This is a genomic window from Nocardia sp. NPDC059228, from assembly GCF_042754245.1.
Lineage (GTDB): Bacteria > Actinomycetota > Actinomycetes > Mycobacteriales > Mycobacteriaceae > Nocardia.
The window spans coordinates 18,991-33,923 of the sequence record NZ_JBHZAL010000024.1 but is presented as its reverse complement, the minus strand read 5'-3'; the positions used below and the strand labels follow the sequence as shown (position 1 = coordinate 33,923).

Genomic DNA, 14,933 nt, shown 5'->3' with positions numbered 1-14,933 from the left:
CTGCAGAGCATATTGGCCGAAAAAGATCATCTGAACCGCTTCCACATATAAGAATTGTCAGTAACATACGCTGCTGCGGGCAGCTCTCGCGAAGCGACCCGCACCGGCATCGGGGACAGCGCGGCACCGGCAATGAGGCACGCACCGCGGCCGAGGCCGGCAGGGAAGCGAAAGGACATACGCGACATGCTGAAACGACTGGATCGGCTGCTCAGCTACGAGATGAAGCTGTCGGAGTTCCTGGGGACCCTCATCATTCTCGGCATCCCCTACGGGCTGGTCGGGGTGATCTGGACCCTCACCCACACCTCGCATCTGAAGCAGCTGCACGGCATCGACGTGATCATCTCGTTCCTGGGATCCATCGTGTGCTGGCCCGTGCTCACCTTCTCGAATGTGTGCATGACGTAGATGATGGCCCTGGTCTGGCTCATCGACATCCTGGTGATCGGCATCAAGATCCTCGGTGGGCGTATGGAAGTCAATCCCGTGCTGCGCTTCGGGCTGTGGGTGGCCGTGCTGTGCACCGTGGCCGCAGGCCTCTCGGTGGCCGGGTATCTGCTGGTCCTGCTGCAGCGCTATCTCGAGGACATGGCCTGATGACGACACTCGAAAAGCCCTCCGCCGCAGCGGATGCCGAACCCACCGAGCTCGAACGGATCGGTGAGAGCGTGCGCGGGCTGTGGCGGCGGCATCCGCAGCGCTCGCTGGAAACCCTTGGGCGACAGGTCGATCTGGGCCGCGACGCGCTGCGGCAGCTGGTGGTGTCGATCCTGCGCCGGCGGTTCCCGTATCAGGAGTTCATCAAACAGTGCGCGTTCATGACGAGCGTGTCGGCCGCACCGACGGTGCTGGTGGCCATTCCGATCTCGGTGGTGGTGTCGATTCAGCTGGGCGCGCTGGTCAACCAGGTCGGCGCGACCACGTTCATCGGCGCGGTGGCCGGGCTCGGCATCATCCGCCAGGGCGCGCCGCTGGTCACCTCGCTGATGATCGCGGGCGCGGTCGGGTCGGCCATCACCGCCGACCTGGGCTCGCGGACCATTCGCGAGGAGATCGACGCCATGATGGTCATGGGCGTGGACCCGGTCCGGCGGCTGGTCGCGCCGCGCATCGCGGCCGCGGTGCTGGTGAGCATGCTGCTGTGCGGGTTCATCGTCTTCGTCGGCTTCGCCACCGCCTACATGTTCAATGTCTACGCCCAGTCGGGGACGCCGGGTTCGTTCATCGGCTCGTTCGCGTCCTTCGCGGTGGCCGATGACCTGCTCGTCGCGGTGCTGAAGGCGGCCGTCTTCGGCCTGCTGACCGCTGTGATCGCCTGCGATATCGGCCTGCATGCGCACGGCGGCCCCGGCGGGGTGGCCAATGCGGTGAACTCGGCGGTGGTGAGCTCGGCGCTCATGCTGTTCGCCACCAATATCGTGCTCACCCAGCTCTACAACACGCTGTTGCCGTCGAAGGTGGTGTGAGGTGGGCACGACCTACACTCCCCCCGCGCTCGAGCCGGTGCGGATGGCCACGAATGTCGTGTCCGTTCCAGTGCGGGCCAATCAGCGCCTCGGCCACCAGGTCATCACCTTCTTCCAGGCCCTGCTCGCGATTCCGTTCGCACTCAGGCACTATCGCCAGGAGGTGCTGCGCCTGACCGCGGACATCGGCTGGGGCAACGGCTCCCTGGTGGTGGGCGGCGGCACCATCGGCGTGGTGGTGGCGCTGTGCGGGTTCGGCGGCATCACCGTCGGCATGGAGTCGTTCACGGCGCTGAACCTGCTCACCATGTCGCCGCTCACCGGCGCCATCTCCGGTTTCGCCACCACCCGCGAGATCGCGCCGGTCATCGCCACCCTGGCGTTCGCCATTCAGGCCGGGTGCCGGTTCACCGCGCAGCTGGGCGCCATGCGCATCTCCGAGGAGATCGACGCGCTGGAATCCCTTGCCATCCGGCCGCTTCCGTATCTGATCAGCACCCGCATGATCGCCTCCACGCTGACCATCATCCCGCTCTACAGCGTGGGCCTGGGGGTGGCGTATCTGGCGACCAAGCTGTCGGTGCTGTTCCTGGGCGGCACCACCGCCGGCACCTACGACCATTACTTCTTCCAGTTCCTGCTGGGACCGGACGTGTTCTGGTCGCTGCTCAAGGTCATGGTCTTCGTGATGATCGCGACGTTCATCCAGTGCTACTACGGCTTCGTCGCCACCGGTGGGCCGGAGGGCGTCGGGGTGGCGGCCGGGCAGGCCATCAAGATGGTCATCGTCGTCATGGTCTTCGTCAATCTCTTTCTGACCCTTGCGATCTGGGGTATCGACCCCGGCTTCCGCATCTCGGGATAGGTGTTTCGATGATTCTCGATCCCAGCGGGCGGGGCCCCACGGCCCGGCAGCTCACGCTGGCCGGGCTCGCCCTGATCGCCACCGTATCGCTGCTGCTGTATCTGCTGGCGATGCGCTACAACGGCCGCTTCGAGGACAAGGTGGCGGTCACCGCCGAGCTCACCAGCACCGGCGACGGGCTGCCCGACCACGCCGACGTGAAATTCCGCGGCATGGTCGTCGGCCGCGTCGAGGAGGTGTCGGTAGTGGCCAAGGGTGAGCGGCAGCGGGCCGAGCTGGCGCTGAAACCGCAAGTGGCGGGCACGATTCCGGCGACCGTGGCGGCGCGGGTCATTCCCGGCAACCTGTTCGGGGTGACCGCCGTCGAACTCGTCGACACCACGCCCACCGGGGACACCCTGCGGGCGGGCGCGACCATTCCCGAGGACACCGGCAGCGCGACCGTGCGGCTGCAGACCACGCTCAATGTGCTGCGCACGGTGCTGACCAACATTCAGCCGGAGAAGCTGGGCCGGGTGCTGTCCACGCTGTCCGCGGCGCTGGATCCGTCGGCGCGCGTGCCCGGTTCCACCGTGGAGCGGCTCGATCACTGGATCACCGAGGTGCGCGGCATCGAGGGCATCGGGGATCTGCTGGGCGATCTCGGTCGCGCGGCCACCGCCCTGAGCGAGTCGGCCCCGGATCTGGTGGGGACACTGGCGAAGTCGGTGACCACCGCGCGCACCCTCACCGAGCAGCGCGCGGCGCTCATGGATCTGCTCACCAGCGGCGGCACCGCGGTGGACACGGTGAACGGGCTCTTCGCCCGCAATCCCGACTCCGGCAAGTTCCTGGTGTCGGGCCTCGACCAGCTGTTCGGCAGCCTGGCCCAGGACCAGCAGGCGATTCCGACCGCCATCGCCAATCTCAATACGGCGTTGCAGCGTCTGCAGGGCACCTTCACCTTCGGACCGAAGAAGCAGATGGTCTGGCGGATGGACGTGACCTTCACGCCGTTCCAGCAGTACACCGCGGCGGACTGCCCGCACTACGGTGACCTCTCCGGGCCGCGTTGCGGTGGTGCGACCGTGCCGGAAACCGCTCCGGCGCAGGAGTTTCCGCAGCAGCTGATGCCCAAGCGACTCGAGGCCGCGGGACCCGCGCCCGTCGAGACCACGCCGGCGGCACCCGGCCTGCCCGCGATTCGCGGTCTACCGGCGATCCCCGGGCTCACCGCACCGGCCGCGGCCACCGAGACGAATCCGGCCCCGGCGCAGCCCGCCGGGCTGCGCGGCACCGACGCCGTCGCCGCCCTGGTCGGCGGCAGGCCCAATGCCGCACAGGTCCTGCTGCTCACCCCCATTCTGGCCGGTGGATCCCTGGTCCCCGCCGAGACCGGAGGCGCCTCGTGAAATCCGGAAAAGCCCTGGCGGGCTTCGGCCTTTTCGCCGTGGCGGCGATCGTGCTGACCTACACCATGTGGTCCACGCTGCAGCGCTCGGTGCCCGGCCGCACGCACGACTACTCCGCCGTGTTCTCCGATGTCCTCGGGCTGCGGATCGGCGACGACATCCGCATGGCGGGGGTGCGCGTCGGGCGGGTCGACAAGATCGAGTTCACCGACGGCTACCGGGCCCGGGTCGGGTTCCGTATCGAGGACGACCAGCATCCGACCACCACGACCAAGGCGCTGGTGCGGTATCAGAACCTCATCGGGCAGCGCTATATCGCGCTGATGCCCGGCAAGGACGCCGGTGAGCCGATGGCGCCGGGCGGGCAGATCCCGATCGAGCGCACCGAACCCTCCTTCGACGTCTCCTCGCTGCTGTCCGGTTTCGAGCCGCTGTTCAGCGTGCTGCAACCGGATCAGGTGAATTCGCTGTCGGAGACCCTGATTCAGGCCCTGCAGGGCAGTGGCGTCTCGCTGAGCGCGCTGGTGACCCAGTCCGCACAGCTGGCCGGCACGTTCGGCCAGCGCGACGAGATTCTCGGACAGGTGGTCGGCAATCTCAGCAGCGTCATCTCCGGGCTGGCCCACCGCAGCAACGAGCTGGAAACGCTGATCACCCAGGCGCGGGCGCTCACCGAGGCGCTGTACACGCAGGGCTCCACGCTGAAGTTGTCGGTGGAACGCGTTGCGACCGCGACGAATTCGCTGGTGAACGTGCTCGCCCAGGTGAAGCCCGGCGTGGCCAGGGCCCAGACCGACGCCTCCGCCGGTGTCGCCCTGCTGCTGCTCAACGGCGCCTCACTGGACAAAGCGGCCGTCGAACTGCCCGACATGCTCAATGGCGTCGCGCGTTTCAGCAGTTACGGCGCCTACGGCAATGCCTACCTGTGCAGCCTCGACGTCTCGCTGTGGGGCGTGCTGCTCCCGCCCGGTCTGTTCAATCAGATCGGCGGCCAATCCCATTCGGAGGTGTGCCGATGAGGCGGCCACGCGTTCCGACGCTGCGCCGGCCCTCGATCCGCTATCCCGGCTTCCTGCGCAACCGCTATCTGCGGCTGGGTCTGATCGCCTCGGCATTCGTGGTGCTGCTGTTGGTCGGCTCCACCCTGATCGAGCAGGCGCAGCTGGGCGACAAGGCGATTCACGCCGAGTTCGCCCAGGCCGCCGGGTTGCGGCCGGGCGCGACCGTGGACGTGTCGGGCATCGAGGTCGGTCAGGTCAGCGCGGTCAAGCTCGACAACGGCAAGGTGCTGGTGGACATGCGGGTGCACCGCGACATCCAGCTCGGTGACGAGGCGCGCGCGGCCATCAAGATGTCGACGATCCTGGGCCGGTTACACGTGGATCTGACGCCCGGCGCCGGCCGGGCCCTGCCCGGCGACCGGATCAAGCTCGACCACACCTCGGTGCCCTACAACCTGGGCAAGGTCATCCAGGATCCGCAGTACAAGAACAGCTTCGAGCGCGTCGAGAAGCTGGACCCGCAGAAGCTACGGCAGGCGCTGGATCTGGTGGATCAGCAGATGGGCGACTCCCCCGAGCTGACCGTGCAGGCACTCGACAGTGTGGGCGCGCTGGCGAAGGTGATCAATGACCGGCGCGACGAGGTGGACACCCTGCTGAAGAGCATGGACACGGTCTCGCAGCTGACCGCCGACAACCAGAACAGCGTGCTGTTGCTGCTGACCCGTGGGGAGGCCATCGGCAGCGCGGTGCAGCAGCGCCAGACGCTGCTGAAACAGCTGCTGGACAATGTGGCGTCGCTGTCGAAGCTGTTGCAGCAGATGGGGTTGGAGAACAACAACCAGCTCGGCCCGCTCATCACCGACCTGAACACCCTGTCGGAGGGCCTGGAGAAGAACAAGGGCAACCTCGACCGGCTGTACCAGATCATGCCGGTGACCTTGCGGCAGTTCAACAATGTGCTCGGCGACGGCCCGTACGGAAATGTGTACGCGCCGTGGCTGTTCCCGGACAACTGGCTGTGCTTCGCACAGGCCGTGCAGGGGTGCAAGTGATGACACTGCGCAGACGAATGAAGCTGGCCGCGGCCTGCGGCGCGCTCCTGCTCGCCTCGGCGTGCGGCATGCTGCCCGATTCGGTGTCCTCGCTGTCGAAGGAATATCTCGGCGGGCAGATGAAGGTCACCGCGGACTTCGAGAACGTGGCGGGCCTGTACGCGGGCAATGACGTTGCGGTGCTCGGGGTTCCGGTCGGGACCGTCGAAACCGTCACACCCAAGGGCAGTTACGTCCAGGTCACCATGTCGCTGGACCGGGATGTCAAGATTCCCGCCGATGCCATTGCGGCACTGGTGAATCCACAGCTGATCACGAATCGTCACGTGGAGCTGGCCCCGGCCTACACCGGCGACGGCCCCACCCTGACCGATGGCGCCTATATTCCGCTGCAGCGCACCAGGGTTCCGGTCGAACTGGACCGCATCCTGGCGACCTTCTCCCAGCTCGGCGACGCGCTGAAGGGCGACAACACCACCGGCCCGATGGCCAGCCGGGTGCTGTTCCCGCTGCTCAACGGCAATGGCGACAAGCTGCGCGAGACCCTCGACCAGCTGTCCTCGGCCTTCGAGGTGACCTTCGCCAACAAGGATCAGATCTCCAACACCATCATCAAACTCAATGACATCACCCAGGTCATCGCCGCCAACGATCAGACGGTGCGGGACTTCAGCGGGCGGCTCACCGAGCTGCTGAACCTCATGGGCGACCAGGCGCCCGGCATCGACGCGGTGCTGCGGCAGCTCGACGACTTCGTCACCAATACCTCGACCCTGGTGGGACAGAACAGGGATCAGCTGGCCGGGGCGCTCACCCGCTTCGTGGCCATCACCGATCAGATGCGCGCCAATGCCCGCGGTCTGACCGAGATCGTGGACGTCGGGCCGCTGCTGTTCCAGAACATCGCCAATGCCACCAGCAAGGAGGATCAGGCGCTGCGGCTGCACGGCCTGCTGGACAAGTCGCTGCTCGACGGCGAGATCCTGTCGACCTTCTGCGAGCGCATCCAGATGCGCCTCGATGGCTGCCGCACCGGCAAGGTCCAGGACTTCGGCCCCGACTTCGGCCTCACCGCCGCACTACTGGGAATCGCGAACCTGAAATGAGACTACGCACAACAGCTCTCGGCGGACTGCTCACCGCCGCCACCCTGCTCGCTACCACCGGGTGCGCGGTCACGGTGGACACGCTCCCCATGCCCAAGCCCGGCCTGGGCGCGCCCGGGTACACGATTCACGCGGCCTTCGCCGATGCGCTGAATCTGCCCGACCACGCGCACGTCAAGATCGGCGGCACCGATATCGGCGTGGTCACCAGGATCAAGAGCACGAACTTCATCGCCGACGTGCAGATGCTCATCCGCGACGACATCCGGCTCCCGAAGGGCACCACGGTCGAGCTGCGGCAGGCGACCCCGCTCGGTGACATGTTCGTGGCCATGACGCTGCCCTCCGCGCAGGAGGCCGGGGATCCATTGCGCGACGGCGACACCATCGGCACCGATCACACGGCGGCGGGCGCGTCGGTGGAGCAGCTCATGATGTCGATCTCGCTGCTGCTCAACGGCGGCGGCATCAATCAGGCCGCCAAGATCACCGGCGAGATGAACTCCATGTTCGCGGGCCGGGCGCCGGAGCTGTCCCATCTGATCACCGAGATGACCGCCGCCATCGCAGCGCTCAATGCCCGTACCGGGGATATCGACCAGGTGCTGGGCGGGATGAACTCGCTCTCGGGCGAATTGGCCCGGCGCAAGGCGCAACTCGGCGCCGCCGCCGACACCTTTCCCGCGCTCATCGCCCTGCTGACCGAGAACAATCAGCAGATCGTGGACCTGCTGTCGAAGGTGGCCACCACCACCGACGCACTCGGCGACTTCGCCGACACCAGCGGCGGGGATTTCGTGAGCCTGTTCAACAGCATTCAGGCGCTCATGTCCGGATTCGCGCAGAGCGATCAGCTGACCGGGGCGCTGGACGGGCTGCACACCATCTACCCGTCGCTCATGGCCAGCCTGCGCGGACCCACGCTGGCGGTCGCGGCGACCGTGTCGTACTCGAGCGTCGGCGCGCTCACCGACCCCAGCGGCAGCCGCTGGCCCGGACTCGGCGATGCCGGGCAGTTCGTCGGCAGCCTGGCGCAGGTGCTGGAGAAGGTGTTCGGCCGGCTGACCAGCCCGCCGCGGCAGCCGGACGCACAACCGGATCCGGTGCAGCCCGGCCCGGCGCAGCAGGGAGGGGATCGATGAATCCGCCACTGTGGCACTGGGTGGTGCGGCATCGCATCGCCATCGCGAACATCGGGCTCGTCGTCGTGCTGGTGCTCGGGTCGGGCTACATCGGCGGATTTGTGCTGCGGTTCAACCCGATTCCGCACACCTACAAGGTGACCGTCGAGCTGGCGTCCTCGGGCGGGCTGCTGCCCGGCAATGACGTCACCTTCCGGGGCAGCCGGATCGGCAAGATCACCGACGTGCACGTCGCCGGGGACGGTGTGGCCGCGGTCGCCGAGATCGACGACAGCGCACAGCTTCCCGTCGGCGGCACCGTCGCGGTCGGGCGACTCTCGGCGGCCGGCGAGCAGTACCTGGATTTCCGGCCCGACTCCGACACCGGTCCCTATCTGCACGACGGCTCGCTGGTCGAGCGGGCGCGCACCAGTGTGCCCGTGCCGATCCAGTCGGTGTTCACCAATCTCAGCGATCTGATCGGCGGCATGAACCCGGACCGGCTCGACGTCATCATCGACGAGCTGGACAAGGCGCTGACCGGCGGCCCGGATCGGCTGCGCAACATGATCTCCGGCATCAGCCGGGCCATGAACGGGCTCGACGACCTGCTCCCCCAGACCCGCCGGCTCATCGAGAACCTCGAGGTCATCGCGGGCACCACCCAGCATGCCCAGCCCGACCTGGGCACGCTGACCAAAGCGGGCAGCGTGCTGTTCGACCAGTTCGCTTCCGCCGACCAGGAATTGCGTACATTGCTCCGGCAGGGGCCGGGACAGTTGGCCACCCTCAACGGGTTCATCACCCAGACCCAGGACCCGATCACCAATCTAGTGACCAACTTCGTGGCCGTCACCAAGGCCGCCAAGCTGCGCGCGCCGGCCATCGCCGCGCTGTTCCCCGCCCTGCGGGTGGGCACCGAGGCGCTCGGGATCCCCGCGCACGACGGCGCGTACAACACCCTGGTCGACCCCTGGCCCCGGCCGAGTTGCGACTACGACACCATCCCGGTGGTGCCGACCGATGTCCAGGCCGATACCCGGGTCCGGCTCTACAACTACTGCGTCACCTCGAATCCAGCGCTGCAGATCCGCGGCTCGGCCGACGCGCCACGGCCCGGCGTGCCCGACAACGGGGTGACCAAGCCGCCGGGGGCCACCGGCAACGAGATGTCCCAGCCCGTCCCCCATTAGGAGACTTCCCATGAGCGAGAATACGATTCAGCACGATCCGGCTGCGGAGGCCGACCGGGCGAGCGCCGAGAACGTCGACATGAGCACCGACGCCGCGCAAACCAGCGCTGCAACCATCGAATCGGATACCGAGACCGGCAGCAGTGCTGCGGACAAGGCCGCCGTAGAAGCAGAGCAGGCCGAGCCTGCAGACACCGAGGCTGCGCAGGCGCCCGCCGGCGCGCCCAAAGCCGCTGCGCGCGTGAAGAAGTCGCGGCTTCCACGAGTACCGGTACTGGGCAAGCGCGCCCGCATCGTGGCCCGGGCCGCCGTGATACTCGCGCTCGCGGGGTCGATCGGCTCGAGCATCGTCTTCCACCAGCAGGACGCGCACCACCGCGATCTGCTCACCGCTCAGGAGCAGGCCCGGGCCGCGGCCTGCAAGTACGCCCCGCTGCTGGCCACCTACGATGCCAAGAACCTCGACGCCTACTTCACCGCCGTCCTGGACAGCGCGACCGGTGACTGGCGCAAGCAATTCGACTCCACCAGCAAGGATCTGCGGGACGTGCTCACCCAGGGCCAGGTGGTGTCCAAGGCCACCGACGTGCAGTGCGCGGTCCGCACCGCCGACCGCGATTCCGCCGAGGCCATCGTGGTGATCGGGCAGACCATCACCAGCCTCGGCACCCAGGGCAAGCCCGCGCCCGGGCAGCTGTCCATGGTCATGCGGCTGGAGCGATCCGGCGACCGGTGGCTGGTGAACAAGGTGAATTCGCCGCTGGCACAACAGCCGCAGTCGTGAACCGCGCCACCACGCCCGCCTCCGACCCGGGAGCGCGGGCGGTGCGGCGACGCCCCAAGAACAGGCGGGCCCAGATCGCCGCGGTGTCGGCCGCGGAGTTCGCCGCACTCGGGTATCACCGGGTGAGCATGGAGGACATCGCGGCCCGGCTCGGGATCACCTCCGCCGCGCTGTATCGGCACTACCCGAGCAAGTACGCGCTGTTCGCGAGTGAACTGCTACGGCTGGGCGCACTGACCGTGGCCGCGGTGCGCCTGCCGCCGGAGGCCGCGGCCTGGCCCGCCCGGCGGCGGCTCGGTCACGCCATCGACGGGATCATCGCGGGCACCATCGCCAACCGGACCACGGTCGGGCTGGCGCGCTGGGAGTTCCGCTACCTCGACGACGCCGACAAGCGCACGGTGGACGGGAACTTCGCGACCGCTCTCACCGCGCTGGGCGGCCTGATGGGTGAGGTGCGGCCCGAACTGTCCGACCACGAGCGGCGGGTCCGGGCGGTGGGCGTCTTCAGCACGGCGAGCGGCCTGGGCGATCACCGCATCACCCTCGGCGCGAAAGCCACGGCCGCCCTGCTGAATTCGGCCTGCTGGGCGCTGGTCGAGGCCGATCTGCCCGCGCCCGGACTCCCGGCGGCCGCGCCGCGCGCGGTGGAGGTACCGCCGATACTCGAGCACGAACTGCTGCTGCATCGGGCGATCCGGCTGTTCTACGAGCGCGGCTACCCGAATGTCAGTGTCGAGGACATCGCCACCGCCGCGGGCCTGCCCTCGCCCTCGGCGGTGTACCGCTACTACCGCGGCAAGAGCGACCTGCTCAATGCCGCGTTCCGCCGGGCCGCCGACCGCATGTCGGCGGTCATCGGCCCGACCCTGGCCGAATCCTCCGGTCCCGCTGGCGCTCTGGCCAAGCTCGTCGACATGTACGTGGCCGGAGCGTTCGACGAACGGGAGCTGATCTTCGTCTACTTCGCCGAATTCGGCCACGTCCGCGACGACGAACGCGCGACACTGCGGGTCGTGCAACGTCTCGTCGTCGCCGAATGGGCGGCCCTGCTGGCCCGGGTCCGCCCCGAGCTCAGTCGCGCCGAGGGGCACATCCTGGTGCACGCCGCGCTCGGGCTGGTCGTCGACTACGGCCGCGTCTTCGGCGACGACGAGCGAATCTACCCGCGCCAGTGGGTGATCCGCCTCATGGAGTCCGTCCTCTTCGGCCGCGTCGCCCTCTGACATGCCGGGCAACCGGGGATCACCGGGCCTGGGAAACGGTTCGATCGTGCCAGGCGGCCTTCGCCCCGCTGTCCCCGATGCGATAGACCTGCACGACGGATCCGACCGACACGGCGAGGGCAGCCACCGCGACCATGGCCGCGATCGCCCGGCGACCGGAGACCGCGTCGACCCGCGGCGCCCGCCGCCGCAGGAGGTCCCGCGCGCGCTCACTGTGCATCGCCCACCACACGGTGGCGAACACGAACGTCGCCGCCGACCAGACGATCAGATCGTCACCGAGGTGAGTGTGGACGCGCAACAGCGGATCTCGCGACATGTGGTGTTCGAGCCATTCACCGGAGTGGGTGGTCAGCGGCACGAACACCAGGGTGAGGAAAGCGACCACCGGCAACAGCACGCCGATCCGGCGCCGCGCCGAGGGCCACAGCACCGCGGCCACGACGAGTAGTGCGGTCACCGGCACCAGCACGACCACAGCGTGAACGAAGAGAACGTGGGCCGGTAGCCCATTGATGGTGGTGGGTCCCATGATGATCTGCACTCTCCTGTCGTGACGTCGGCGGTGAGCCTACGAAGCCGTACTCGAGGTTTAGCGGACCGTCGCTGAGAGGATGCTGTGATCGATCACCCGACCCGGTGTGGGCTGTCGCTACGACACCGGCAGAGCGGATGTCGCGACCACCAGGCCGAGGTCGCCGTCGTAGCGGCGGTAGAGCAGACGGCCGCGGCCGTCCTCGGCGTCGGTGAAGAAGAGGAAGGGCAGACCGTAGCCGCACAGGCGGAGGGCGGCGGCCGACTCGGTGAGGGTGCGGGTCGGGTGGGGGTTCATGGTCAGTGGGAGATGCTCGAAATCGCGAGGCGGGCATGCCCGGCGCTGGCGGGCCATCCGGACGCCCAGGGGCCCGGCCCAATACACGATGGCGTCCTCGCCGGTGTCGAGGTCGGTGAAGAGGTGGGCGTCGTAGTCCAGGGCGTCCATGGTCGCGACGGCGGCCGCCGGGTCGCACCGGTGTGGCACGCAGTGCTTGCGGCGGACGATCGGGCGCTCCTCGCCGATGGCGACCAGTGGCGCGCGGTCCGGGTCGGGCGCCCAGCGCGGGGGTGCTTGCGCCAGTTGACGATTCAGCGCGCGGTCGAGGCGTTCAGCGGCGAGGCGGACGACGACGGTGCCGGGGCCGTGGATCTGGCAGCGCACCGCAGTCCCGGCGACGCACAGGTTGACCTGCGCGACCGACGTGCCGTCGACGTGGGCGTCGCGGGTGAGCCGCAGGCTCGCGCTGCCGGCCAGGCCGTGGCGGCGCAATACCTCCGCGAGTTCGGCGCGAGCCCGGTCCATCTCCTGCGCGGAAATCGTGCCGTCCACGATCACCTCGACGACCGGTCCCGCCATGGTGGCGACCTCGTTCGCATGCACGCTGCACGACCTCCTGGTGGTGATCGACCCTGATGTCGACGCTCCCATGTCAGCACCGGTCACTGCGGCGCAAACAGGGCCGAAGGTCCCGGGATCACATGGCGAGCCGCACCTTTCACCGATTTCGAGATCCAAGTCCCGGTCCGGTGAGGACCTTCGGCTCTGTCGCCGGCGGGCGCGGCGCGGAACGGTGGGCGGTGGCCGCACGGCCCTCACTCATCGGACAGGAAGGCGGACAGTACTCGTGGCGCGTGAGCTGACGCAGCGGGAGATTCTCGTGGAACTGGAGCCGGTCGCCGGGCAGGCGCTGGACCGGCATCTGTCGGTGTTCAAGGATTGGCATCCGCACGATTACGTGCCCTGGGACGAGGGGCGAAACTTCGCGCAGCTCGGCGGAATCGATTGGGATCCGGACCAATCCGGGCTCTCCGAGGTGGCGAAGGCCGCGCTCATCACCAATCTGCTCACCGAGGACAATCTGCCCTCCTATCACCGCGAGATCGCCGAGAACTTCTCCCGCGACGGGGCGTGGGGCACGTGGGTGGGCCGCTGGACCGCGGAGGAGAACCGGCACAGCGTGGTCCTGCGCGACTATCTGGTGGTCACCCGCGGCGTCGATCCGGTCGCGCTGGAGAACGACCGGATGACCCATATGACCAATGGTTTCGCCGCGCCCGTCGATCCGGGCACCGCGGCCGCGCATGCCGGTTTCCTCTACTCGGTGGCCTATGTCAGCTTCCAGGAGCTGGCCACCCGGATCAGCCACCGCAATACCGCCGAGGTCTGCGCGGACCCGGTCGCCGACCGCATCATGCAGCGGCTGGCCCTGGACGAGAACCTGCACATGATCTTCTATCGCACCCTGTGCGGCGCGGCCCTGGACCTCGTGCCCGACCAGGCCATGGCCGCCATCGACCTGATCGTCGAGAAATTCCGCATGCCCGGCACCGGCATGCCCAACTTCCGCCGCCACGGCGTCCTCATGGCCAAGCACGGGATCTACGATTTGCGCCAGCACTACGAGGACGTGCTGATGCCGGTCCTGCGGCACTGGAATGTCTTCGGCCGCACCGACTTCGGGGCCCAGGGTGAACAGGCGCGAGAGCGGCTGGCGCGCTACCTCGACAATCTCCACCAGGTGCAGATTCCGCGTTTCGAGGAGCAGCGCGACCGCTCCCTCGCCCGTGAGCGCGCCCGCGTCTGAGCGGACGGGTCAGGCCGGGGTGACGATCTGGATCAGATTCCCGCAGGTGTCGTCGAATACGGCGGTGGTGACGGGTCCCGCCGCCAGCGGCTGCTGCGTGAACGTCACCCCGAGACCGCTCAGCCGCTCGAATTCGGCCCGCACATCCGGCACCTGGAACGAGGCGGCCGGAATGCCGTCATCGACGAGCGCGTCCTTGTACGGCTTGACCGCCGGATGCTCATCCGGTTCGAGCAGCAACTCCGCGCCCTCCGGATCCTCCGGCGACACCACGGTCAGCCAGCGGGCCCCCGGGCCCAGCGGCACATCATGCTTCTTGGTGAAGCCCAGTACCCCGGTGTAGAAGTCGAGCGCCTTCTGCTGATCGTCCACGAACACGCTGGTGATGTAAATCCGCACGGCCCTTACCCTTTCCTGTGCACCGGCCACCGTTCCTGAATGGCGGCCAGCGGAGTCGTATCGAGGTGGTGGAACTTGTACCTGCCCTGCTTCCGCGTCTCGACCAGCCCGGCCTCCTCCAGCACGGCCAAATGCTGCGACACGGCCTGCCGCGTCAAACTCAGCTGATGCCGCCCACTGAGCCGGGTACAGATCTCGAACAGCGTCTGCCCATCCCGCTCGGCCAATTCATCGAGAATGATCCGCCGCGTGGGATCGGCGAGGGCCTTGAAAATATCGCCCACCACCCGACCATAGGCAAGTCATCACTTGCCTGTCAAGAACGCCCCGCCACCCCCACGATTTATCCCGGACCAGCAAGAACCCAACGATTCCGGATCAACTACACGCCGGCGAGGTCTGATTACCCAACGACAGCATGTTGCACAACCACTCCTTCTGCACCTTCCATTTGCCACCCTCGGCGACGAACGGCACGACCGCCCGCTGCGGCTGACCACCGCTGATCGATGCCTCGGCATCAGCGGTCAGCGTGCCGTTGCCGAGGTCGACGACATCGGTAACGGTGAGGTGGCGTTGCTCTGCTTGCGGAAATCGGCAAAACGTTGCGGCAGTCCGGGATCGGATTTGAATCGACGGCGCGGACTTGAAACTGACGTTGGGTCAGGATCTAGCGTCGGGGGCGACTGCTAGAAGGAGGAG

General features: G+C 67.8%; 17 protein-coding genes. 13 read left to right on the top strand and 4 right to left on the bottom strand.

All coding sequences use genetic code 11. The features are described from left to right. Positions 1–186: 186 nt before the first annotated feature. The 12 genes from ACFXKA_RS29715 to ACFXKA_RS29660 are packed head-to-tail and all read left to right on the top strand — an operon-like array spanning position 187 to position 11,211. A complete protein-coding gene (locus tag ACFXKA_RS29715) occupies positions 187–411 on the top strand; it encodes a hypothetical protein (protein ID WP_379429813.1) in 225 nt (74 codons plus the stop codon). Further along, entirely contained in the window at positions 412–600 is a 189-nt protein-coding gene (locus tag ACFXKA_RS29710; RefSeq protein WP_354845476.1) for a hypothetical protein, read from the top strand. Next, positions 600–1,469 (top strand): MlaE family ABC transporter permease, encoded by an 870-nt coding sequence (locus tag ACFXKA_RS29705; protein WP_379429812.1) that lies wholly within the window; start codon positions 600–602, stop codon positions 1,467–1,469. Before ACFXKA_RS29710 ends, ACFXKA_RS29705 begins: the two co-directional genes overlap by 1 nt. 1 nt (position 1,470) lies before the next feature. Further along, positions 1,471–2,334: an ABC transporter permease gene (locus ACFXKA_RS29700; RefSeq protein ID WP_354845481.1), complete on the top strand. Its 864-nt coding sequence runs from the start codon at positions 1,471–1,473 to the stop codon at positions 2,332–2,334. An 8-nt stretch (positions 2,335–2,342) separates the two neighbouring features. Beyond that, positions 2,343–3,725, top strand: coding sequence for an MCE family protein (locus tag ACFXKA_RS29695; RefSeq protein WP_379429811.1), 1,383 nt, complete (start codon positions 2,343–2,345; stop codon positions 3,723–3,725). Continuing rightward, positions 3,722–4,744 carry an MlaD family protein gene (locus tag ACFXKA_RS29690; RefSeq protein ID WP_379429810.1) on the top strand — a complete coding sequence of 341 codons (1,023 nt, stop codon included), beginning with the start codon at positions 3,722–3,724 and terminating at the stop codon, positions 4,742–4,744. The genes ACFXKA_RS29695 and ACFXKA_RS29690 overlap by 4 nt, the downstream gene beginning before the upstream one ends. Further along, on the top strand, positions 4,741–5,781 hold the full coding sequence (locus ACFXKA_RS29685) for an MlaD family protein (RefSeq protein ID WP_379429809.1): 1,041 nt from the start codon (positions 4,741–4,743) through the stop codon (positions 5,779–5,781). The genes ACFXKA_RS29690 and ACFXKA_RS29685 overlap by 4 nt, the downstream gene beginning before the upstream one ends. Then, positions 5,781–6,887, top strand: coding sequence for an MCE family protein (locus ACFXKA_RS29680; RefSeq protein WP_379429808.1), 1,107 nt, complete (start codon positions 5,781–5,783; stop codon positions 6,885–6,887). The genes ACFXKA_RS29685 and ACFXKA_RS29680 overlap by 1 nt, the downstream gene beginning before the upstream one ends. Beyond that, positions 6,884–8,029, top strand: a complete 1,146-nt coding sequence (locus tag ACFXKA_RS29675; protein ID WP_379429807.1) for an MCE family protein — start codon at positions 6,884–6,886, stop codon at positions 8,027–8,029. Before ACFXKA_RS29680 ends, ACFXKA_RS29675 begins: the two co-directional genes overlap by 4 nt. Continuing rightward, a complete protein-coding gene (locus ACFXKA_RS29670) occupies positions 8,026–9,201 on the top strand; it encodes an MCE family protein (RefSeq protein ID WP_379429806.1) in 1,176 nt (391 codons plus the stop codon). Before ACFXKA_RS29675 ends, ACFXKA_RS29670 begins: the two co-directional genes overlap by 4 nt. A gap of 10 nt (positions 9,202–9,211) precedes the next feature. Beyond that, positions 9,212–9,985 carry a hypothetical protein gene (locus ACFXKA_RS29665; RefSeq protein WP_379429805.1) on the top strand — a complete coding sequence of 258 codons (774 nt, stop codon included), beginning with the start codon at positions 9,212–9,214 and terminating at the stop codon, positions 9,983–9,985. Continuing rightward, the gene (locus tag ACFXKA_RS29660) at positions 9,982–11,211 is read left to right on the top strand and encodes a TetR/AcrR family transcriptional regulator (RefSeq protein ID WP_379429804.1); all 1,230 of its coding nucleotides are present in this window, start codon (positions 9,982–9,984) and stop codon (positions 11,209–11,211) included. The genes ACFXKA_RS29665 and ACFXKA_RS29660 overlap by 4 nt, the downstream gene beginning before the upstream one ends. Before the next feature lie 19 nt (positions 11,212–11,230). Here the strand turns inward: ACFXKA_RS29660 and ACFXKA_RS29655 are convergent, their stop codons facing one another. Both ACFXKA_RS29655 and ACFXKA_RS29650 read right to left on the bottom strand, forming a co-directional pair. Next, positions 11,231–11,743 (bottom strand): DUF2231 domain-containing protein, encoded by a 513-nt coding sequence (locus tag ACFXKA_RS29655; protein WP_379429803.1) that lies wholly within the window; start codon positions 11,741–11,743, stop codon positions 11,231–11,233. Positions 11,744–11,863: 120 nt separating this feature from the next. Continuing rightward, entirely contained in the window at positions 11,864–12,628 is a 765-nt protein-coding gene (locus tag ACFXKA_RS29650; protein ID WP_379429802.1) for a sigma 54 modulation/S30EA ribosomal C-terminal domain-containing protein, read from the bottom strand. A 244-nt stretch (positions 12,629–12,872) separates the two neighbouring features. On the opposite strand from ACFXKA_RS29650, the gene ACFXKA_RS29645 reads away from it, so the two are divergent. Then, entirely contained in the window at positions 12,873–13,832 is a 960-nt protein-coding gene (locus ACFXKA_RS29645) for an acyl-ACP desaturase (protein WP_379429801.1), read from the top strand. Positions 13,833–13,841: 9 nt separating this feature from the next. Here the strand turns inward: ACFXKA_RS29645 and ACFXKA_RS29640 are convergent, their stop codons facing one another. Together ACFXKA_RS29640 and ACFXKA_RS29635 are read right to left on the bottom strand one after the other, a co-directional pair. Then, positions 13,842–14,231 carry a VOC family protein gene (locus ACFXKA_RS29640; RefSeq protein ID WP_354845511.1) on the bottom strand — a complete coding sequence of 130 codons (390 nt, stop codon included), beginning with the start codon at positions 14,229–14,231 and terminating at the stop codon, positions 13,842–13,844. A 5-nt stretch (positions 14,232–14,236) separates the two neighbouring features. Continuing rightward, positions 14,237–14,515: an ArsR/SmtB family transcription factor gene (locus ACFXKA_RS29635; protein WP_379429800.1), complete on the bottom strand. Its 279-nt coding sequence runs from the start codon at positions 14,513–14,515 to the stop codon at positions 14,237–14,239. Between the last annotated feature and the right edge of the window lie 418 nt (positions 14,516–14,933).

Coding starts and splice junctions, on each gene's coding strand:
- ACFXKA_RS29715 (WP_379429813.1), top strand. CDS start 187: ATGCTGAAACGACTGGATCGGCTGCTCAGCTACGAGATGAAGCTGTCG.
- ACFXKA_RS29710 (WP_354845476.1), top strand. CDS start 412: ATGATGGCCCTGGTCTGGCTCATCGACATCCTGGTGATCGGCATCAAG.
- ACFXKA_RS29705 (WP_379429812.1), top strand. CDS start 600: ATGACGACACTCGAAAAGCCCTCCGCCGCAGCGGATGCCGAACCCACC.
- ACFXKA_RS29695 (WP_379429811.1), top strand. CDS start 2,343: ATGATTCTCGATCCCAGCGGGCGGGGCCCCACGGCCCGGCAGCTCACG.
- ACFXKA_RS29685 (WP_379429809.1), top strand. CDS start 4,741: ATGAGGCGGCCACGCGTTCCGACGCTGCGCCGGCCCTCGATCCGCTAT.
- ACFXKA_RS29680 (WP_379429808.1), top strand. CDS start 5,781: ATGACACTGCGCAGACGAATGAAGCTGGCCGCGGCCTGCGGCGCGCTC.
- ACFXKA_RS29675 (WP_379429807.1), top strand. CDS start 6,884: ATGAGACTACGCACAACAGCTCTCGGCGGACTGCTCACCGCCGCCACC.
- ACFXKA_RS29670 (WP_379429806.1), top strand. CDS start 8,026: ATGAATCCGCCACTGTGGCACTGGGTGGTGCGGCATCGCATCGCCATC.
- ACFXKA_RS29665 (WP_379429805.1), top strand. CDS start 9,212: ATGAGCGAGAATACGATTCAGCACGATCCGGCTGCGGAGGCCGACCGG.
- ACFXKA_RS29655 (WP_379429803.1), bottom strand. CDS start 11,743: ATGGGACCCACCACCATCAATGGGCTACCGGCCCACGTTCTCTTCGTT.